Source organism: Hydrophilobacter chitinilyticus, from assembly GCF_049860745.1.
Taxonomy (GTDB): Bacteria; Pseudomonadota; Gammaproteobacteria; order Burkholderiales; family Burkholderiaceae_C; genus Rhodoferax_B.
Genome location: NZ_CP187561.1, coordinates 4972770 through 4987868, shown reverse-complemented (window position 1 = coordinate 4987868; position 15099 = coordinate 4972770). Strand labels below are relative to the sequence as shown.

Here is a 15099-nt window from a genome sequence, read left to right as displayed (position 1 = left end):
GGAGAAAACCTTGTCCTCATTTTTCACCGCTCCGCGTATGCAGGCCATTGGCAAGCGCGCGATGAGTGTGGTACTCACCTTGCTGGGCCTGCTGCTGTTGACCTTTGTGATCGGCCGGGTGATGCCGCTCGATCCGGTGTTGTCCATCGTCGGCCCCGATGCCGACAAATCCACCTACGACCAGGTCTACAAACAGCTCGGGCTGGATCGGCCGCTGACCACGCAGTTTGGCTACTACCTGCGCGACCTGTTGCACGGCGACTTGGGCAAAGCCATGCTCACCGGCCACCAGGTCACCGACGATTTGGTCCGGGTGCTGCCGGCCACCGTCGAGCTGGCCACCATGGCCATCTTGCTCGGCACCTGCGTGGGCATTCCGCTGGGCGTGTTTGCCGCCACACGCCGTGGCCGCCTGGCCGACCACGTGGTGCGGGTGATCAGCCTGTTTGGTTATTCCACACCGGTGTTCTGGTTCGGCATGATGGGCTTGCTGGTGTTCTACGCCTGGCTGGGCTGGGCCGGTGGGGCAGGGCGTGTGGACCTGGCATTTGACGGCATCGTGCCCACGCGCACCGGTTTGCTGCTGATCGATTCGCTGCTGGCGGGCGACTGGGAAGTGTTTCGCAGTGCGCTGAAGTTCCTCATCTTGCCGGCGTGTATTTTGGGCCTGCACTCCATGGCCTATATCAGCCGCATGACGCGCAGCTTCATGCTGGCGCAGTTGTCGCAGGAGTACATCACCACCGCGCGGGTGAAAGGTTTGTCGGAGCGCGGCGTGGTGTGGCACCACGCGTTTCGCAACATCCTGGTGCAGTTACTGACCATCGTGGCATTGGCCTACGGCAGCTTGCTTGAAGGCGCGGTGCTGATCGAAACCGTGTTTGCCTGGCCCGGCTTTGGCCAATACCTCACCAGCAGTTTGCTGCTGGGCGACATGAACGCCGTGATGGGTTGTGTGCTGGTGGTGGGGGTGATCTTCATCACGCTGAACCTGCTGTCCGACGCCATGTACCAAGTCCTTGACCCGAGAACCCGCTGATGGCTTCCACAACCTATACCCGTTACTCCGACACGCCCGAGTCGGCCACCCAGGCGCTGCTGCTCAGCCTGCGCCAAGGGCTGCGCCGCTTGATGCACAACCCCATGACGGTGGCCGGCCTGGTGGTCGTGGCGCTGTTGCTGCTGGTGGCGCTGTTTGCCCCGTGGATCGCCACACACAACCCGCTGGAGCAAAACCTCAAGCAGGCGCTGCAGGCACCGTCGTCAGCGCACTGGTTTGGCACCGATGAATATGGCCGCGATGTGTTCAGCCGGCTGGTGCACGGCTCGCGCATCTCGCTCTACATCATCACCCTGGTGACGGTGATTGTGGGCCCCGTGGGCCTGGCGGTGGGCAGCATGGCCGGCTACTTTGGCGGCTGGGTCGACAACCTGTTCATGCGCATCACCGATATCTTCATCTCGTTCCCCAGCCTGGTGTTGGCGCTGGCCTTTGTGGCCGCCCTTGGCCCTGGTTTGGACCACGCGGTGATCGCCATTGCGCTGACCGCCTGGCCGCCGATTGCGCGGCTGGCGCGGGCCGAAACCTTGTCGTTGCGCCATGCCGATTACGTGGTGGCGGCGCAGTTGCAAGGCGCCTCGTCTGCGCGCATTTTGCTGCGCTACATTGTGCCGATGTTGCTGTCCTCGGTGGTGGTGCGGTTGACCATGAACATGGCGGCCGTGATCTTGACCGCTGCTGGCCTGGGCTTCCTTGGCCTGGGCGCGCAGCCGCCCTTGCCCGAGTGGGGCGCCATGATTTCCAGTGGCCGCCGCTACATGATCGAGTGCTGGTGGCTGGTGGCCGCACCCGGCGCCGCCATCATGCTGGTGAGCCTGGCGTTCAACCTGTTGGGCGACGGCTTGCGCGACGTGCTCGACCCCCGCAGCGAATGAGGACCATGAACATGCAAAACCCTCCTGTGGCTTCGGCAAAGGTGGCCGCCACCGCGTTCCCCAAACTGCAAGTAGAAGACTTGCACATCCACTTTGCCACGCCCGAAGGCCCGATGCACGCGGTGCGCGGTGTGTCGTTTAACCTGTCGCGCGAAAAGCTGGCGATTGTGGGCGAGTCGGGCTCGGGCAAATCCACCGTGGGCCGTGCGCTGCTGAAGCTGCACCCGCGCAGCGCCAAGATTGAAGCCCGCAAGTTGGCGTTTGACGGCATCGACCTGCTGAACGCCAGCCCCAAAGCCATGCAGAAGATTCGCGGCCAACGCATGTCGATGATCATGCAAGACCCGAAGTATTCGCTGAACCCGGTGGTGCGTGTGGGCCAGCAAATTGCCGAGGCGTATTTGGCGCACCACGATGTGCCGCGCGCCGAAGCGTATGACCGCACCATGGCCATGCTGGAGTCGGTGCGCATCCGCGATCCGCAGCGTGTGTTTAACCTCTACCCGCACGAGGTGTCGGGCGGCATGGGCCAGCGCATCATGATCGCCATGATGCTCATCACCGAGCCCGAGATTCTGATTGCCGACGAACCCACCTCTGCACTCGACGTGTCGGTGCGCTTGCAGGTGCTGGCGGTGCTGGATGAATTGGTGAGCCAGCGTGGCCTGGGGCTGCTGTTCATCAGCCACGACCTGAACATGGTGCGCCACTTCTGCGACCGCGTGTTGGTGATGTACGCCGGCCGCGTGGTCGAGAGCATTGCCGCTGCCGACCTGGACCAGGCCGAGCACCCCTACACCCGTGGCCTGCTCAGCGCCTTGCCAAGTCTGGACCAACGCCGCAAACGCCTGCCGGTGCTGCAGCGCGACCCGTCGTGGCTCACCAGCTAAATCACCCGCAAAACCGACCCAAGGATCCAGCATGGAAATGATCGACGTCAAAGCGTTGAACCTCGCCTTCGGCTCTGCCAAGGTGCTCAACGACGTGAACTTGCAGGTGCGCGCCGGCCAATCTTTTGGTTTGGTGGGCGAGTCGGGTTCGGGCAAAACCACGGTGCTGCGCTGCCTGGCGGGCCAATACACCCACTGGACCGGCAGCGCAGAAATGGCCGGCCGCGCGCTCACGCACAAGCTCGACCGCTCGCGCTGCCGCGAAGTGCAGATGGTGTTTCAAGACCCCTATGGTTCGCTGCACCCACGCCACACCATCCATACCGTGCTGGCCGAGCCGCTGCGCATTCATGGGATTGGCGACCAGCGCGACCGCATCGAAAGCATTTTGAGCAAGGTGGGGCTGAACAGCAGCTTTCGCTTCCGTTACCCGCATCAGTTGTCTGGCGGCCAACGCCAACGTGTGGCGATTGCGCGTGCCCTCATTCTGGAGCCGCGTGTGCTGCTGCTCGACGAGCCCACGTCAGCGCTCGACGTGTCGGTGCAAGCCGAAATCTTGAACCTCTTGGCCGAGCTGCGCGAGCGCGATGGGCTCACCTATCTCATGGTGACCCACGACCTGGGTGTGGTGGCGCATCTGTGCGACCAGGTGGCGGTGATGCAGCAAGGCCGCATCGTCGAAACTCTCTCGACCGATGCCCTCTGTGCCAACCAGGCGCAGCACCCCTACACCCGCATGTTGGTCAACGCCACACGCAACCACGGCCACGCCATGGAAGAGGCCGCGACCGTCTGACCTCAATTTCAAGCGGCAGACATGCAAGCGGCGCAAGACCGCGTCTGCCGCCACGCTTTCTTTCACACTGGAGACAACCATGTTGAACCGCCGTCACGTTCTTGCGGCTTCCCTCGCCGCGCCCTTTGCATCGCATCTGCCTCTGGTGGGGGCTGCAGAAGCCGCGCCGCTGCTCATCGACTCCCACGTGCACGTGTGGAAGCGCGACCCTGCTTTTCCCTTCGCGCAAGGCCGCAAGCCGCCGGAGTTTGATGCGTCTGCCGAGATGCTGCTGGCGCTGATGCAAGCCAACGGCGTGTCGCGCACGGTGATCGTGCAGGTGATCCACTACCGCTGGGACAACAGCTATCTGGCCGATGTGCTGAAGCGTTACCCCGACAAGTTTCAAGGCATCTGCCGCGTCAACCCCGAAGACCCAGCCGCGCCGGACCACCTAAGCCGCCTCACGTTGGAGCAGGGCTTTCGAGGTGTGCGCCTGAGCCCATCCGACCAGGCCGACGGCGACTGGATTCGCGGCCCGCTGATGCCGCCGCTGTGGCGCCGCTGCGCGGAGTTGAAGGTGCCCATGACGGTGCTGGCCTCGCCGCAACGCATGGCCGACCTGGTGCCGTTGATCGAGGCGAACCCCGACCTGACCGTGGTCATCGACCACATGGCGGACGCTTTGCCAGACCAGCCGCAGCAACTCGAAGCACTGCTCGCGCTGGCACGCTTTCCTAAAGTGTTTGTGAAGATCTCGCACGTGCCGCGTTTGTCGAAACAGGCTTACCCGTACGCCGATGCGTTCGACCAAGTCAAACGCGTAATCGACCGCTTTGGCGCGGGCCGCTGCATGTGGGGCACCGACTGGCCAATCTCGCTGAGCGAATTGCCCTACGACAAGATGGTGGCGGTGTACCGCGACAACCTGGGCTTTTTGTCGGCCAGCGATCGGCAACAGATTCTGTCGGGCACGGTGCAGAAGATTTGGCCGTTCGGACTCTGAGACGATCCTCTTAAACAACTCCATCATCCGGTAAGCTCGACCCAAGTCTGACGACATCAGGCAAGGGACCGAGGGGGATGATGTTTTTGAGCGTGTGCTTACGGGTTGGCCTGTGGAAGTGGTTGGTATTGGCTTTGCCTCTGTGGATCTGGGCAACGCCGGGCCACGCGCAAAGCCTGCAGATCCGCGACCTGGCGGTGCTGGCCGACCCGCAGGGCGTTGAGACCATCCACTCGGTGCGTGCACCTGAACGGCAGGCCAACTTCACGCCCGTGGTCGGCGGGTTTGCGGGGGGCTACACACGCCAGGTGCATTGGTTTCGTTTCACCATTGAAGCAACGGGTGCATCGCATGCATCTGCTAAGCCGCGAGAGGGCGAAGAGTTTTGGCTTGAAGTGCAGCCGCCGTATTTAGATGACCTTCGCCTGTTCTCCCCAGATGTGCCTGACGGTGCGTTGAAAGAGCGCCGTGCGGGCGACCAATTGCCATTTAATCAACGCGAGCTTGCCGCCACCGGCTTTGTGTTTCGCTTGCCTGCCAACGCGGTGGCAGGCCAAACTTTGTGGCTGCGCTTGGAGACCAGCAGCAGCTCAGTGCTGTTGTTGACGGCACGCACACCCGCTGAATTTGCAGTGGCCAACGGTGTGCGCTTGGCCGCCTTTGGTGTGTATGTCGGGCTGCTGGTGGCCCTGGTGATCTTTTGCTTTTGGCAGGGGGCTTGGCGGCGCGACATGCTGCACCGGGCCTACATGGTCACGTTGATCTGTTTGCTGTTGGCGACGTTTTGCATCAACGGCCTGCCGGCAGCGGTGTTGCCCAACGCCTGGCCGGGCTTGGCAGACCAGACCACCTCTTCCGCTACCTTGCTGTCGGGCCTGGCCGCCAACTGGTTCTACCGCCATGCGCTAGAGTTGCAGCGCGAGGGGCCAGGCCGCTGGCTTTGGCGGCTGAACCGTTTGGCCATGCTGGCCTACGCGCTGAGTTTGTTGGCACCGGGTTTGGGGCTTTACACCGAGGTGGCGGGCGGCATTTTTTACATGGCCCTGTGTACCACCTGCATCGGGCTGGGGCGCAGCCTGTGGCTTTGGCGCGCAGGGCGCCCGGGCAGCCGTTTTCTGGCGTTGGCACATGTGTCCACGTTGGCGGGGGTGTTCTCCATCGTCGCGGTGTTGTTGGGTTTGCTGCCGAGCCAAGTCTGGCTGCTGTACAGCGCGCAGATCAGCAGCTTGGTGACCGTGGCGGCCTTTGGCATGGTGGTCATGCTGCAACGCCAGCGCCTAGAAGCGGCTCACCGCGAAGCCAGCGAGCGGGCTGAGCAGGCCGCGCAGGAGCGCGAGCATGAACGTGCGGCACGGCGCGAGCAAAGCCGTTTCATTGCCATGCTGTCGCACGAGATTCGCACACCCTTGAGCATGATCGACGGCGCGGCGCAGGCGCTGCAAAAGCTTCCAACGGTGGCGACCACCACGCCAGAAGATGTGACGCGCCGGCATGAACGGATTCGCCGTGGTGTGGGCCGCATCGACCAACTGCTGCAACAACTGCTGGACCAGGACCGGCTCGACGACGAACAGTTTGGCTTGCACCGCAGCCGCTTCGACGCCGCTGCACTGTGCACCGAGCTGTGCGCCGAACTGGCCGAGGCGAGCGAAGGCCGCAAACGCCTGCGGGTCGACTTGCCCGCCGAGCCCTTGCGCCTGCACGCCGACCGCGCATTGCTGGGCGCAGCGCTGGGCAACTTGTTGGGCAACGCGCTGAAGTATTCGCCGTCGCCTGCCGAGGTCGAATTGACAGTGCGCGCGGATACGGCGGGTGTTGAGTTTGCCGTGGTGGACCGTGGCCCGGGCATTGCGCCCGACCTGGCGGAGCGGCTGTTCCAGCGCTACACACGCGGTGCGGTCACGGGGGACGTGGCGGGCTCGGGTTTGGGCTTGTACATCGTGCGCCGCATTGCCCATCTACACGGCGGCCAAGTGACCTTGGCCGAGCGGCCGGGCGGTGGCAGCGTCTTTCGATTGAGTCTGCCGATGGAGGCCACGCCGTGAGCCGCATCGCCGTGGTGGAAGACAACCCCGATCTGCTGGACGACGTGAGCTTCGAGTTGCGCCACGCGGGCTTTGAGGTGCGCGGCGCCGCCAATGGGGCGAGCTGCCGTGCGCTGCTGGCTGATTTTCAACCGCACATGGTGGTGCTGGATTTGGGCTTGCCCGATGAAGACGGCCTGGCCTTGGCGCGCTGGTTGCGTGCCACGCAGCCGCAAATCGGCATCGTGATGTTGACCGCGCGCACGGCTTTGAGCGAGCGCCTAGCGGGCCACGAAGGCGGTGCCGACCACTACCTCTGCAAACCGGCCGATGCCGAGGAATTGGTGGCCGTGTTGCGCTCGTTGGAGCGCCGTCTGCGTTTGACCGACTTGCCCGCCTGGGGGCTGGCGCTGCAGCCCCTGTTGCTGCGTGCGCCCACTGGTCAGGCTTTGGCGGTGAATGCGGTGGAGGCTTGCATCTTGGCTACGCTGGCGCGGGCGCCGCTGCGGCAAGCGAGTCGGCGCGATCTGGTCGAAGCGCTGGGCGAGGACTGGCTGCTGTACGACGAGCGTCGGCTGGAGGCTGTGCTCAGTCGGCTGCGCCGCAAGATTGCCGAGGCTACCGGCGACGATGCGCCGTTGCGCACGCTGCGCGGTTTTGGCTACGCGTTTTTGGAGACCCTGCGCGTGCAATAACGCTGAGGGGGCGGGGTAAGGGTGGGACGAATGTGCTGGTCAGCATTTGTCAGCATACGTTGGATGGGCTGACATACGCTCGCGCCTGCTGCCTCTCTGCCGTTGACATGAACCTCAAGCTCCGTTTTCTGCTGTTGACCCTGGTGTTGGTGTTGATCTCTTCTGTTGGGGTGTTGTGGTCGGTGCGCATGTTGGCCGAAGGCATCGTCGAGCAATGGGCCGTGCGCTATGCCGAGAAGCAGGTGCTCTACGACAAGAGCCGCACCCTGCAGCCGCTGCTGCGCGAGATTGCGCTGTCGCGTCAACTGGCCGACTCGCCGCGTCTGCATGCGCTGGCGCACAAGCCTGACGACCCTGCAGTGCTGCGCGAGGCGCTGGCCGAGATGGAAAGTTATCGCCGCAACTTCAGCGATAACAGCTACTTCGTCGCTTTTGCTGGCAGTGAGGCTGGCAGCGGTCGTTACTACCATAACAACGCCGCCAATCAATACGCGGGCCAAGAGCTGCGCTACCAACTGGATGCGCGCAACACCAAAGACGCCTGGTTCTTCAACCTGATGCGCATCAACCGCGACCTGCACATCAACGTCAGCCCCGACCCGGTGCTCGGCGTGGTCAAGCTCTGGATTGACGTGCTGATGCGCGACGGCGACAAGGTGTTGGGCATTGCGGGCTCGGGCCTGGATCTCACCGACTTCTTGAACAACGTGGTGGAAGAGGGCACGCCGGGCATCACCAGCTTGTTTGTCGACCACGTGGGCGCCATCCAGTTGCACCGCGACCAGACGTTGATCGACTTTGCCTCTATCAGCAGCAAACGCCAGGGCGGCCATAAAAACCTGAGTGTGCTGTTTGAGAGTCCAACAGACCAAGAGGCGGTGCGTGCGGCGATGCTTGCATCCGAACAACGGCCCGAGAAAGTGGTCTCGGTCTTTGTGCAGATCGATGGTCGGCGCCATCTGGCCGGCATCGCCCACGTGCCCGAGATCGACTGGTATGAGATCACCTTGCTCGACCTGGACGTGTTGTTGCCGCCGCATTATTTCTACGGCATTTTGGGTTTATACGTCGGCAGCATGCTTGTGGCTCTGATCTTGTTCAACCTGGTGCTCAACCGTTTGGTGCTCACCCCTTTGGGTAGCTTGGAGCGCGCCATGGCGAACATGGCCGATGGGCAAGACCCGAGCCGCCAACTCGCCCACCGAGGCGCGGGCGAGGTGCGCCGGGTGATGCAGCACTTCACGCGCATGGCCGCGACAGTGCTGCAGGCGCGGCGTGACCTGGAAGACAAGGTCAGCGAGCGCACTGCCGCGCTGGACCGCCTGACCAAGATTGACCCCATGACCGAGCTGTTCAACCGCCGTGGTATGAGCGAGCGCCTGGCGACCGAACTGGCCCGCGCACGTCGCGAGCACAGCCGCATCGGCTTGTTGTGGCTCGATGTCGATTGGTTCAAATCCATCAACGATGGCTACGGCCACGCGGTGGGCGACGAGGCTTTGAAGACGGTGGCGCGCACCATCCAGTCGCTGGTCCGTCCGTATGACGTGGCCGCACGTTGGGGGGGCGACGAGTTTGTGGTGCTGCTGCAAGGCGCCACGCCTGAAGCGCTAAAAGCCATGGGTGAGCGCCTGTGTGCGGCGGTGGCTGCAGCCAAGGGCCTGGAAGGTGAAACAGGTCGGGCGCTGCGGCTATCGGTCAGCGTGGGCGGCCACTTGGCACTACCCGAAGAAACGCTCGACAGCGTGTTGAACCGAGCGGATCAGGCGCTTTACGCGGCCAAGGCGGCAGGGCGGGGGTGTTTTCGCATCAGCGCGGTAGCGCATTCTCAAAATGCAGGAACCGACACGGTGCTATCGCCAAGTGATGAAGGCGTTTAGCGCACCACGAAAAGATGGCCGCCTTTTCGCGGCTCGCGCCGCATCAAGGTTGCCTTGGTTTCAGGCCGGCCTACGCTTGGCCCCGTGGTTTGGCGATGCGCTCTGAGCGCCTTGAGCCCCTTGCCCACGTACCGCACAGCCGTGTACAGCTCGGCCTCATTCCAGTCCAGCTCACGAGACCAATGACGGACCTCGTACGCTTTTTCAAGAGAGATAAGTTGATCGGTATGTGGCATGGCGCATTCCTTTGGAGTGATGCTTCCATGGTGGACCTGTAACGGTGAGACCGTGTAGGCCTACGCGCTGAATGTCCCGGCACCGCGTAGATTCGGCGCATTGCCCTACGCTGCCCGCGAATCTGGGCCAATGCTCGCCACAAATGAAAAACCCCTTGATCGTTTCCAATCAAGGGGTTATCAGGACTAACCGTGGTGCCCGGGGCCGGAATCGAACCGGCACGCCTTGCGGCGGGGGATTTTGAGTCCCCTGCGTCTACCAATTTCACCACCCGGGCTAATTTTGTTGCTGAAGAAGCAAGACCCGAATTATGGCACAGTCGAGGGTATGAATTACCTGACGATTGAAGATGCGATTGGAAAAACTCCACTTGTTGCGCTCCAGCGCATCGGAGCGGCGGCCAATAAAGAGAAAAACAACGTTGTTTTGGGCAAGCTGGAGGGCAACAACCCGGCTGGCTCGGTAAAAGACCGTCCGGCGTTGTCGATGATCCGGCGTGCCGAAGAACGCGGCGATATCAAACCCGGCGACACCTTGATCGAAGCCACCTCGGGCAACACCGGCATTGCACTGGCCATGGCCGCTGCGGTGAAGGGTTATCGCATGGTGTTGATCATGCCGGAAGACTTATCCGTAGAGCGCGCGCAGACCATGAAAGCGTTTGGTGCCGAGCTGATCCTGACGCCCAAGAGTGGCGGCATGGAGTACGCGCGTGACTTGTCCGAGCAGATGCAGCGCGACGGCAAAGGCCGCGTGCTCGACCAATTTGCCAACCCAGACAATCCGCGCATCCATTACGAGACCACCGGCCCCGAAATTTGGGCGGACACGGCTGGCCAGATCACCCACTTTGTGAGCGCTATGGGCACCACGGGCACCATCACCGGCGTGGGGCGGTTCTTGAAAGAAAAGAACCCCAACATCAAGATTGTGGGCGCGCAGCCCACCGAAGGTTCGCGCATTCCCGGCATCCGCAAGTGGCCTGAAGAATACCTGCCGAAGATTTACGACCCGTCACTGGTTGACGAGATGGTCTACGTGACGCAGGACGACGCCGAAGACATGTGCCGCCGCCTGGCGCGCGAAGAGGGCATCTTTGGTGGCATCTCAGCTGCTGGTGCTTGCTGGGTGGCGCAGCAGATCGCCGAGCGCGAGAGCAACGCCACCATCGTGTTTGTGGTGTGCGACCGTGGTGACCGGTATTTGTCGACCGGCGTGTTCCCCGCGTAGTGGCTGCCATGCACATCGACCAAGAACTCGATACCCGTGGGTTGAACTGCCCGTTGCCGATTCTCAAGGCGAAGAAGGCCTTGTCAGGCATGCAAAGCGGTCAGTTGCTGAAGGTGGTGTCTACCGACGCGGGCTCCACGCGCGACTTCCAGGCTTTTGCGCGGCAAACCGGCAATGAACTGGTAGAGCAGGAAACCCAAGGCACGGACTACATCCACGTGCTGCGCCGGCGCTAAACCCAACGACCCTTCAAAAAGAGAAGCCGCCGTGCGCTTTGAGCGCAACGGCGGCTTTTCAGTTTTTACTTGGGAAAACGAGGCTTAGCTCAAATCCAAACTCTTGAGCTTTTCGCGGAACGCAGCGCCCACTTCAGGGTGTTGCAGCGCCAGTTCCACCGTGGCTTCCAGGAAGCCTTCTTTGCTGCCACAGTCGTAGCGTTTGCCTTCGTACTGGAAGGCGTGGACGATTTCGGTGGACAGCAGGCCGGCGATACCGTCGGTCAACTGGATTTCACCGCCCGCACCGCGCGGCTGGGCACGGATCTGGTCAAACACGCCTGGCGTGAGCACGTAGCGGCCGGCCACGCCCATGCGTGAAGGTGCGTTTTCTGGCGATGGTTTTTCCACAATGTGGCTGACGCGGGTGAGGCGGCCGTTTTCCACGCCCGAGACCACTTCACCGGCCACAATGCCGTAGCGCTTGACTTGGTCTTGCGGCACTTCCTGCACGGCCAGCAGCGAGGTGCCCCAGCGGGTGAAAGCAGCGGTCATCTGGGCCAAAACCGCTTGACCGCCCGTGGGGCCAATCATCAAGTCATCGGCCAGCAAAACCGCAAACGGTTCGTGGCCAACCAAGTGTTCTGCGCACAACACGGCGTGGCCCAGGCCCAGCGACCGGGGTTGGCGCACAAACGAACAGTTCATGTCGTCGGGGTGCACCGAGCGCACCAAGGCCAGCAGTTCGCGTTTGTTGGCGGCTTCGAGTTCGTTTTCCAACTCGTAGGCGGTGTCGAAATGGTCTTCGATGGCGCGCTTGTTGCGGCCAGTGACGAAGATCATGTGCCGAATGCCTGCCGCATACGCTTCTTCCACTGCGTATTGGATGAGCGGCTTATCCACAATCGGCAACATTTCCTTCGGTTGCGCCTTGGTGGCGGGGAGGAACCGCGTTCCGAGTCCGGCGACGGGGAAAACGGCTTTCTTGACGACTTTGTGTGGATTTGTAGCCATAGATCAATAGTTCAGAGTTGCTAAGAAATGGATGAACAGGCGGAGGCCACTCAGCCCATTAGCTGGTCCTAGTATTGCCCCCCTGGTGACATGCTAACGGTTGTGTTAGCCGTCGTCCATCAGCCAAGTCTTACAAGTTGTTCCTGAATGCGTATCAAATTGGTACCAAAGTCGGCCACGCGCTGGCGCTCCTGGGCGATCACGGCAGGCGGTGCCTTGGCCACAAAAGCCTCGTTGCCGAGCTTTACATTCGCACGGCTGATTTCGTTTTCCAGACGGGCAATTTCCTTCGACAAGCGCGCTTTTTCGGCGGCCACGTCGACTTCCATGTACAGGCACATGCGTGTGGCCCCCGACACCACGGTGGGCGCGGCTTCGGCGGCGGCGTGCCAACTGGCTTCGTCGGCAAACAGTTTCACTTCGCTGAGCTTGGCCAAAGACTTGAGCACCGGCGCCACTTCGGCCATGAAGGCGTCGTCACCCACGGCGTACAGCGGCAGGCGCGTGGCTGGCGAGACGTTCATCTCGCCGCGCAGGTTGCGGCAGGCGTCCACCAAGGCTTTGAGCTTAGCCACGTGGGCCAGCGAGGCCGGGTCGATCTTCTCGGGCTGGCTTTGTGGATACGGCGCAATGCTGACTGAGTCGCCAGCGATGCCGGCCATCGGCGCCACCTTTTGCCACAGGGCTTCGGTGATGAACGGAATGACCGGGTGCGCCAGGCGCAGAATGGCTTCCAGCGTGCGGATCAGCGTGCGGCGCGTAGCGCGTTGCTGCGCTTCAGAGCCGGTTTGGATCTGCACTTTGGCGATTTCCAGGTACCAGTCGCAGAACTCGTTCCAGACAAAGTCGTAGAGCGTGTTGGCCACGTTGTCGAGGCGATATTCCGCAAAACCCTTGGCCACATCGGCCTCAACTTGTTGCAAAACCGAACTGATCCAGCGGTCCGCCAGGCTGAATTGCATGTAGCCGTGGGCGCTGCCGCCGGGCTGGCAATCGGCCTTGGTGTGCTCTTTCAAGCCGCAGTCCTGGCCTTCGCAATTCATCAAAACGAAGCGTGTGGCGTTCCACAACTTGTTACAAAAATTCCGGTAGCCCTCGCAGCGTTTGCTGTCGAAATTGATGCTTCGGCCCAACGTTGCCAGCGATGCGAACGTAAAACGCAGCGCATCGGCACCAAATGCTGGAATGCCGGTGGGGAATTCTTTTTCGGTGTTTTTGCGCACCGTGGGGGCCGTTTCGGGCTTGCGCAGGCCGACCACGCGTTTATCCAGCAAAGGCTGCAGGGCGATGCCGTCGATCAAATCGACAGGGTCGAGCACGTTGCCTTCACTCTTGCTCATCTTCTTGCCTTGGGCATCGAGCACCAGGCCGTGGATGTAGACGTGTTTGAACGGCACGCGGCCCGTGAAGTGCGTGGTCATCATGATCATCCGGGCGACCCAGAAGAAGATGATGTCGTAACCCGTCACCAAAACGGAAGAGGGCAGGTACAGGTCGTAGTCCTGCGTTTTTTCAGGCCAGCCCATGGTGCTGAAGGGCACCAAAGCGGACGAATACCAGGTGTCCAGCACGTCTTCATCGCGGCGCAGGGTTTTGCTCGGTGCCTTGGCTTGGGCTTCGGCTTCGTTGCGTGCCACGATGACGTTGCCGTCCTCGTCGTACCAGGCCGGGATTTGGTGGCCCCACCAGAGTTGGCGGCTGATGCACCAGTCCTGGATGTTGTTCATCCACTGGTTGTAGGTGTTGACCCAGTTCTCGGGCACAAACTGCACCTCGCCGCTGGCCACGGCGTCAATCGCCTTGGTCGCGATGCTCTTGCCCGTAGGGTCCTGGTCGCTGACCTTGGTCATGGCGACGAACCATTGGTCGGTCAGCATGGGCTCGATCACCTGGCCGGTGCGGGTGCAGCGCGGCACCATCAGCTTGTGTTTCTTCACTTCGACCAGGAAGCCCGCGGCGTCCAGATCGGCCACGATCTTTTTGCGCGCCACAAAGCGGTCCAGGCCTTGGTAGGCAGCAGGGGCTTGGTCGTTGATCTTGGCATCCAAGGTCAACACACACAGCATGGGTAGCTTGTGGCGTTGGCCCACTTGGTAGTCGTTCTGGTCGTGCGCAGGCGTAACCTTCACCACGCCGGTGCCGAAGGCTTTGTCGACGTAGTCGTCGGCAATCACCGGGATTGCGCGGTCGCACAGGGGCAGCGTGACCATATTGCCGATGAGGTGGTTGTAGCGCTCGTCTTCGGGGTGCACCATCACGGCCACGTCGCCGAGCATGGTTTCAGGACGTGTGGTGGCGACCGTCAGCGAGCCCGAGCCGTCGGCCAATGGGTAACGGATGTGCCACAGCGAGCCGTCTTCCTCTTCGCTCTCGACTTCCAGGTCGCTCACCGCGCTTTGCAGGATCGGGTCCCAGTTGACCAAGCGCTTGCCACGGTAGATCAGGCCTTGCTCGTACAGGCGCACAAAGGTTTCGGTCACCGTTTTGGACAGCTTGTCGTCCATGGTGAAGTACTCGCGGCTCCAGTCCACGCTGGCGCCCATGCGGCGCATCTGGCTGGTGATGGTGTTGCCGCTTTGTTCTTTCCATTCCCACACCTTGGCGACAAAGTTCTTGCGGCCCAGGTCGTGACGGCTGACCTTTTGCTCTTGTAACTGGCGCTCCACCACGATTTGGGTGGCAATGCCGGCGTGGTCGGTGCCGGGCACCCAGGCGGTGTTGAAGCCGCGCATGCGGTGGTAACGCGTCAGGCTGTCCATCACCGTTTGGTTGAAGGCGTGGCCCATGTGCAACGTGCCGGTCACATTGGGTGGTGGCAACTGGATGGCAAACGCGGGTTGCTCGGCGTTGGGTTGTTGGGTGCCCCGGAAGCCGGCGACACCATAGCCGCGCTTCTCCCACTCTGGCCCCCATTGCGCCTCAATGGCGGCGGGCTCAAAGGATTTGGACAGGCTCTCTAAGCCGGGCTGCTGTGGTGTATCGCTCATGGGGGACCCTGGAGAAATGAAAACGGCACCCGGTGGGGGATGCCGTATGGGTGTTGAAACAGGTTGAGATGATTTTATCCCGCGCTGGCGTCATCCAAATGCGTACGGCTTTGGTTGTTGACAGGGCTTGCTCGCCACAGAGACGGTTGGTGCCTCGGCACTGAATTTTGTTGTTGCGAACGATGCAATTTGAACCATGTTCTGCCTCACC

The 15099-nt window shown here is 61.9% G+C and carries 13 protein-coding genes and 1 tRNA gene; 10 read left to right on the top strand and 4 right to left on the bottom strand.

The features are described from left to right. Nucleotides 1-37 precede the first annotated feature (37 nt). The 8 genes from ACPWMG_RS22250 (at nucleotide 38) to ACPWMG_RS22215 (ending at nucleotide 9205) form a co-directional block, all read left to right on the top strand. Nucleotides 38-1039 carry an ABC transporter permease gene (locus ACPWMG_RS22250; RefSeq protein ID WP_483305309.1) on the top strand — a complete coding sequence of 334 codons (1002 nt, stop codon included), beginning with the start codon at nucleotides 38-40 and terminating at the stop codon, nucleotides 1037-1039. After that, nucleotides 1039-1935 (top strand): nickel transporter permease, encoded by an 897-nt coding sequence (gene nikC, locus ACPWMG_RS22245; RefSeq protein ID WP_483301684.1) that lies wholly within the window; start codon nucleotides 1039-1041, stop codon nucleotides 1933-1935. The genes ACPWMG_RS22250 and nikC overlap by 1 nt, the downstream gene beginning before the upstream one ends. 11 nt (nucleotides 1936-1946) lie before the next feature. Next, a complete protein-coding gene (locus ACPWMG_RS22240; RefSeq protein WP_483301683.1) occupies nucleotides 1947-2825 on the top strand; it encodes an ABC transporter ATP-binding protein in 879 nt (292 codons plus the stop codon). 37 nt (nucleotides 2826-2862) lie between these two features. Beyond that, the gene (locus ACPWMG_RS22235) at nucleotides 2863-3621 is read left to right on the top strand and encodes an ABC transporter ATP-binding protein (protein ID WP_483305308.1); all 759 of its coding nucleotides are present in this window, start codon (nucleotides 2863-2865) and stop codon (nucleotides 3619-3621) included. A gap of 79 nt (nucleotides 3622-3700) precedes the next feature. Beyond that, nucleotides 3701-4606, top strand: a complete 906-nt coding sequence (locus ACPWMG_RS22230; RefSeq protein ID WP_483301682.1) for an amidohydrolase family protein — start codon at nucleotides 3701-3703, stop codon at nucleotides 4604-4606. 128 nt (nucleotides 4607-4734) lie between these two features. Then, nucleotides 4735-6651, top strand: coding sequence for a sensor histidine kinase (locus tag ACPWMG_RS22225; protein WP_483301681.1), 1917 nt, complete (start codon nucleotides 4735-4737; stop codon nucleotides 6649-6651). Then, nucleotides 6648-7325 carry a response regulator transcription factor gene (locus ACPWMG_RS22220; RefSeq protein WP_483301680.1) on the top strand — a complete coding sequence of 226 codons (678 nt, stop codon included), beginning with the start codon at nucleotides 6648-6650 and terminating at the stop codon, nucleotides 7323-7325. Before ACPWMG_RS22225 ends, ACPWMG_RS22220 begins: the two co-directional genes overlap by 4 nt. Nucleotides 7326-7432: 107 nt before the next feature. Beyond that, nucleotides 7433-9205, top strand: coding sequence for a GGDEF domain-containing protein (locus ACPWMG_RS22215; RefSeq protein ID WP_483301679.1), 1773 nt, complete (start codon nucleotides 7433-7435; stop codon nucleotides 9203-9205). Here ACPWMG_RS22215 and ACPWMG_RS22210 read toward each other — a convergent pair. Together ACPWMG_RS22210 and ACPWMG_RS22205 are read right to left on the bottom strand one after the other, a co-directional pair. Then, nucleotides 9202-9441 (bottom strand): DUF3606 domain-containing protein, encoded by a 240-nt coding sequence (locus tag ACPWMG_RS22210; protein WP_483301678.1) that lies wholly within the window; start codon nucleotides 9439-9441, stop codon nucleotides 9202-9204. The two genes, ACPWMG_RS22215 and ACPWMG_RS22210, sit on opposite strands and share 4 nt — an antisense overlap. A gap of 193 nt (nucleotides 9442-9634) precedes the next feature. Beyond that, a tRNA-Leu gene (locus ACPWMG_RS22205) sits at nucleotides 9635-9719 on the bottom strand. Nucleotides 9720-9769: 50 nt separating this feature from the next. Between ACPWMG_RS22205 and cysM the strand changes: the two genes are divergently transcribed. After that, the gene (gene cysM / locus ACPWMG_RS22200; protein ID WP_483301677.1) at nucleotides 9770-10672 is read left to right on the top strand and encodes a cysteine synthase CysM; all 903 of its coding nucleotides are present in this window, start codon (nucleotides 9770-9772) and stop codon (nucleotides 10670-10672) included. Between the two features lie 8 nt (nucleotides 10673-10680). Then, nucleotides 10681-10908 (top strand): sulfurtransferase TusA family protein, encoded by a 228-nt coding sequence (locus ACPWMG_RS22195; RefSeq protein ID WP_483301676.1) that lies wholly within the window; start codon nucleotides 10681-10683, stop codon nucleotides 10906-10908. 84 nt (nucleotides 10909-10992) lie between these two features. On the opposite strand, the gene galU is transcribed toward ACPWMG_RS22195, so the two are convergent. Together galU and ACPWMG_RS22185 are read right to left on the bottom strand one after the other, a co-directional pair. After that, entirely contained in the window at nucleotides 10993-11901 is a 909-nt protein-coding gene (galU, locus tag ACPWMG_RS22190; RefSeq protein WP_483301675.1) for a UTP--glucose-1-phosphate uridylyltransferase GalU, read from the bottom strand. Between the two features lie 119 nt (nucleotides 11902-12020). Further along, nucleotides 12021-14888 (bottom strand): valine--tRNA ligase, encoded by a 2868-nt coding sequence (locus ACPWMG_RS22185; RefSeq protein ID WP_483301674.1) that lies wholly within the window; start codon nucleotides 14886-14888, stop codon nucleotides 12021-12023. Nucleotides 14889-15099 lie beyond the last annotated feature (211 nt).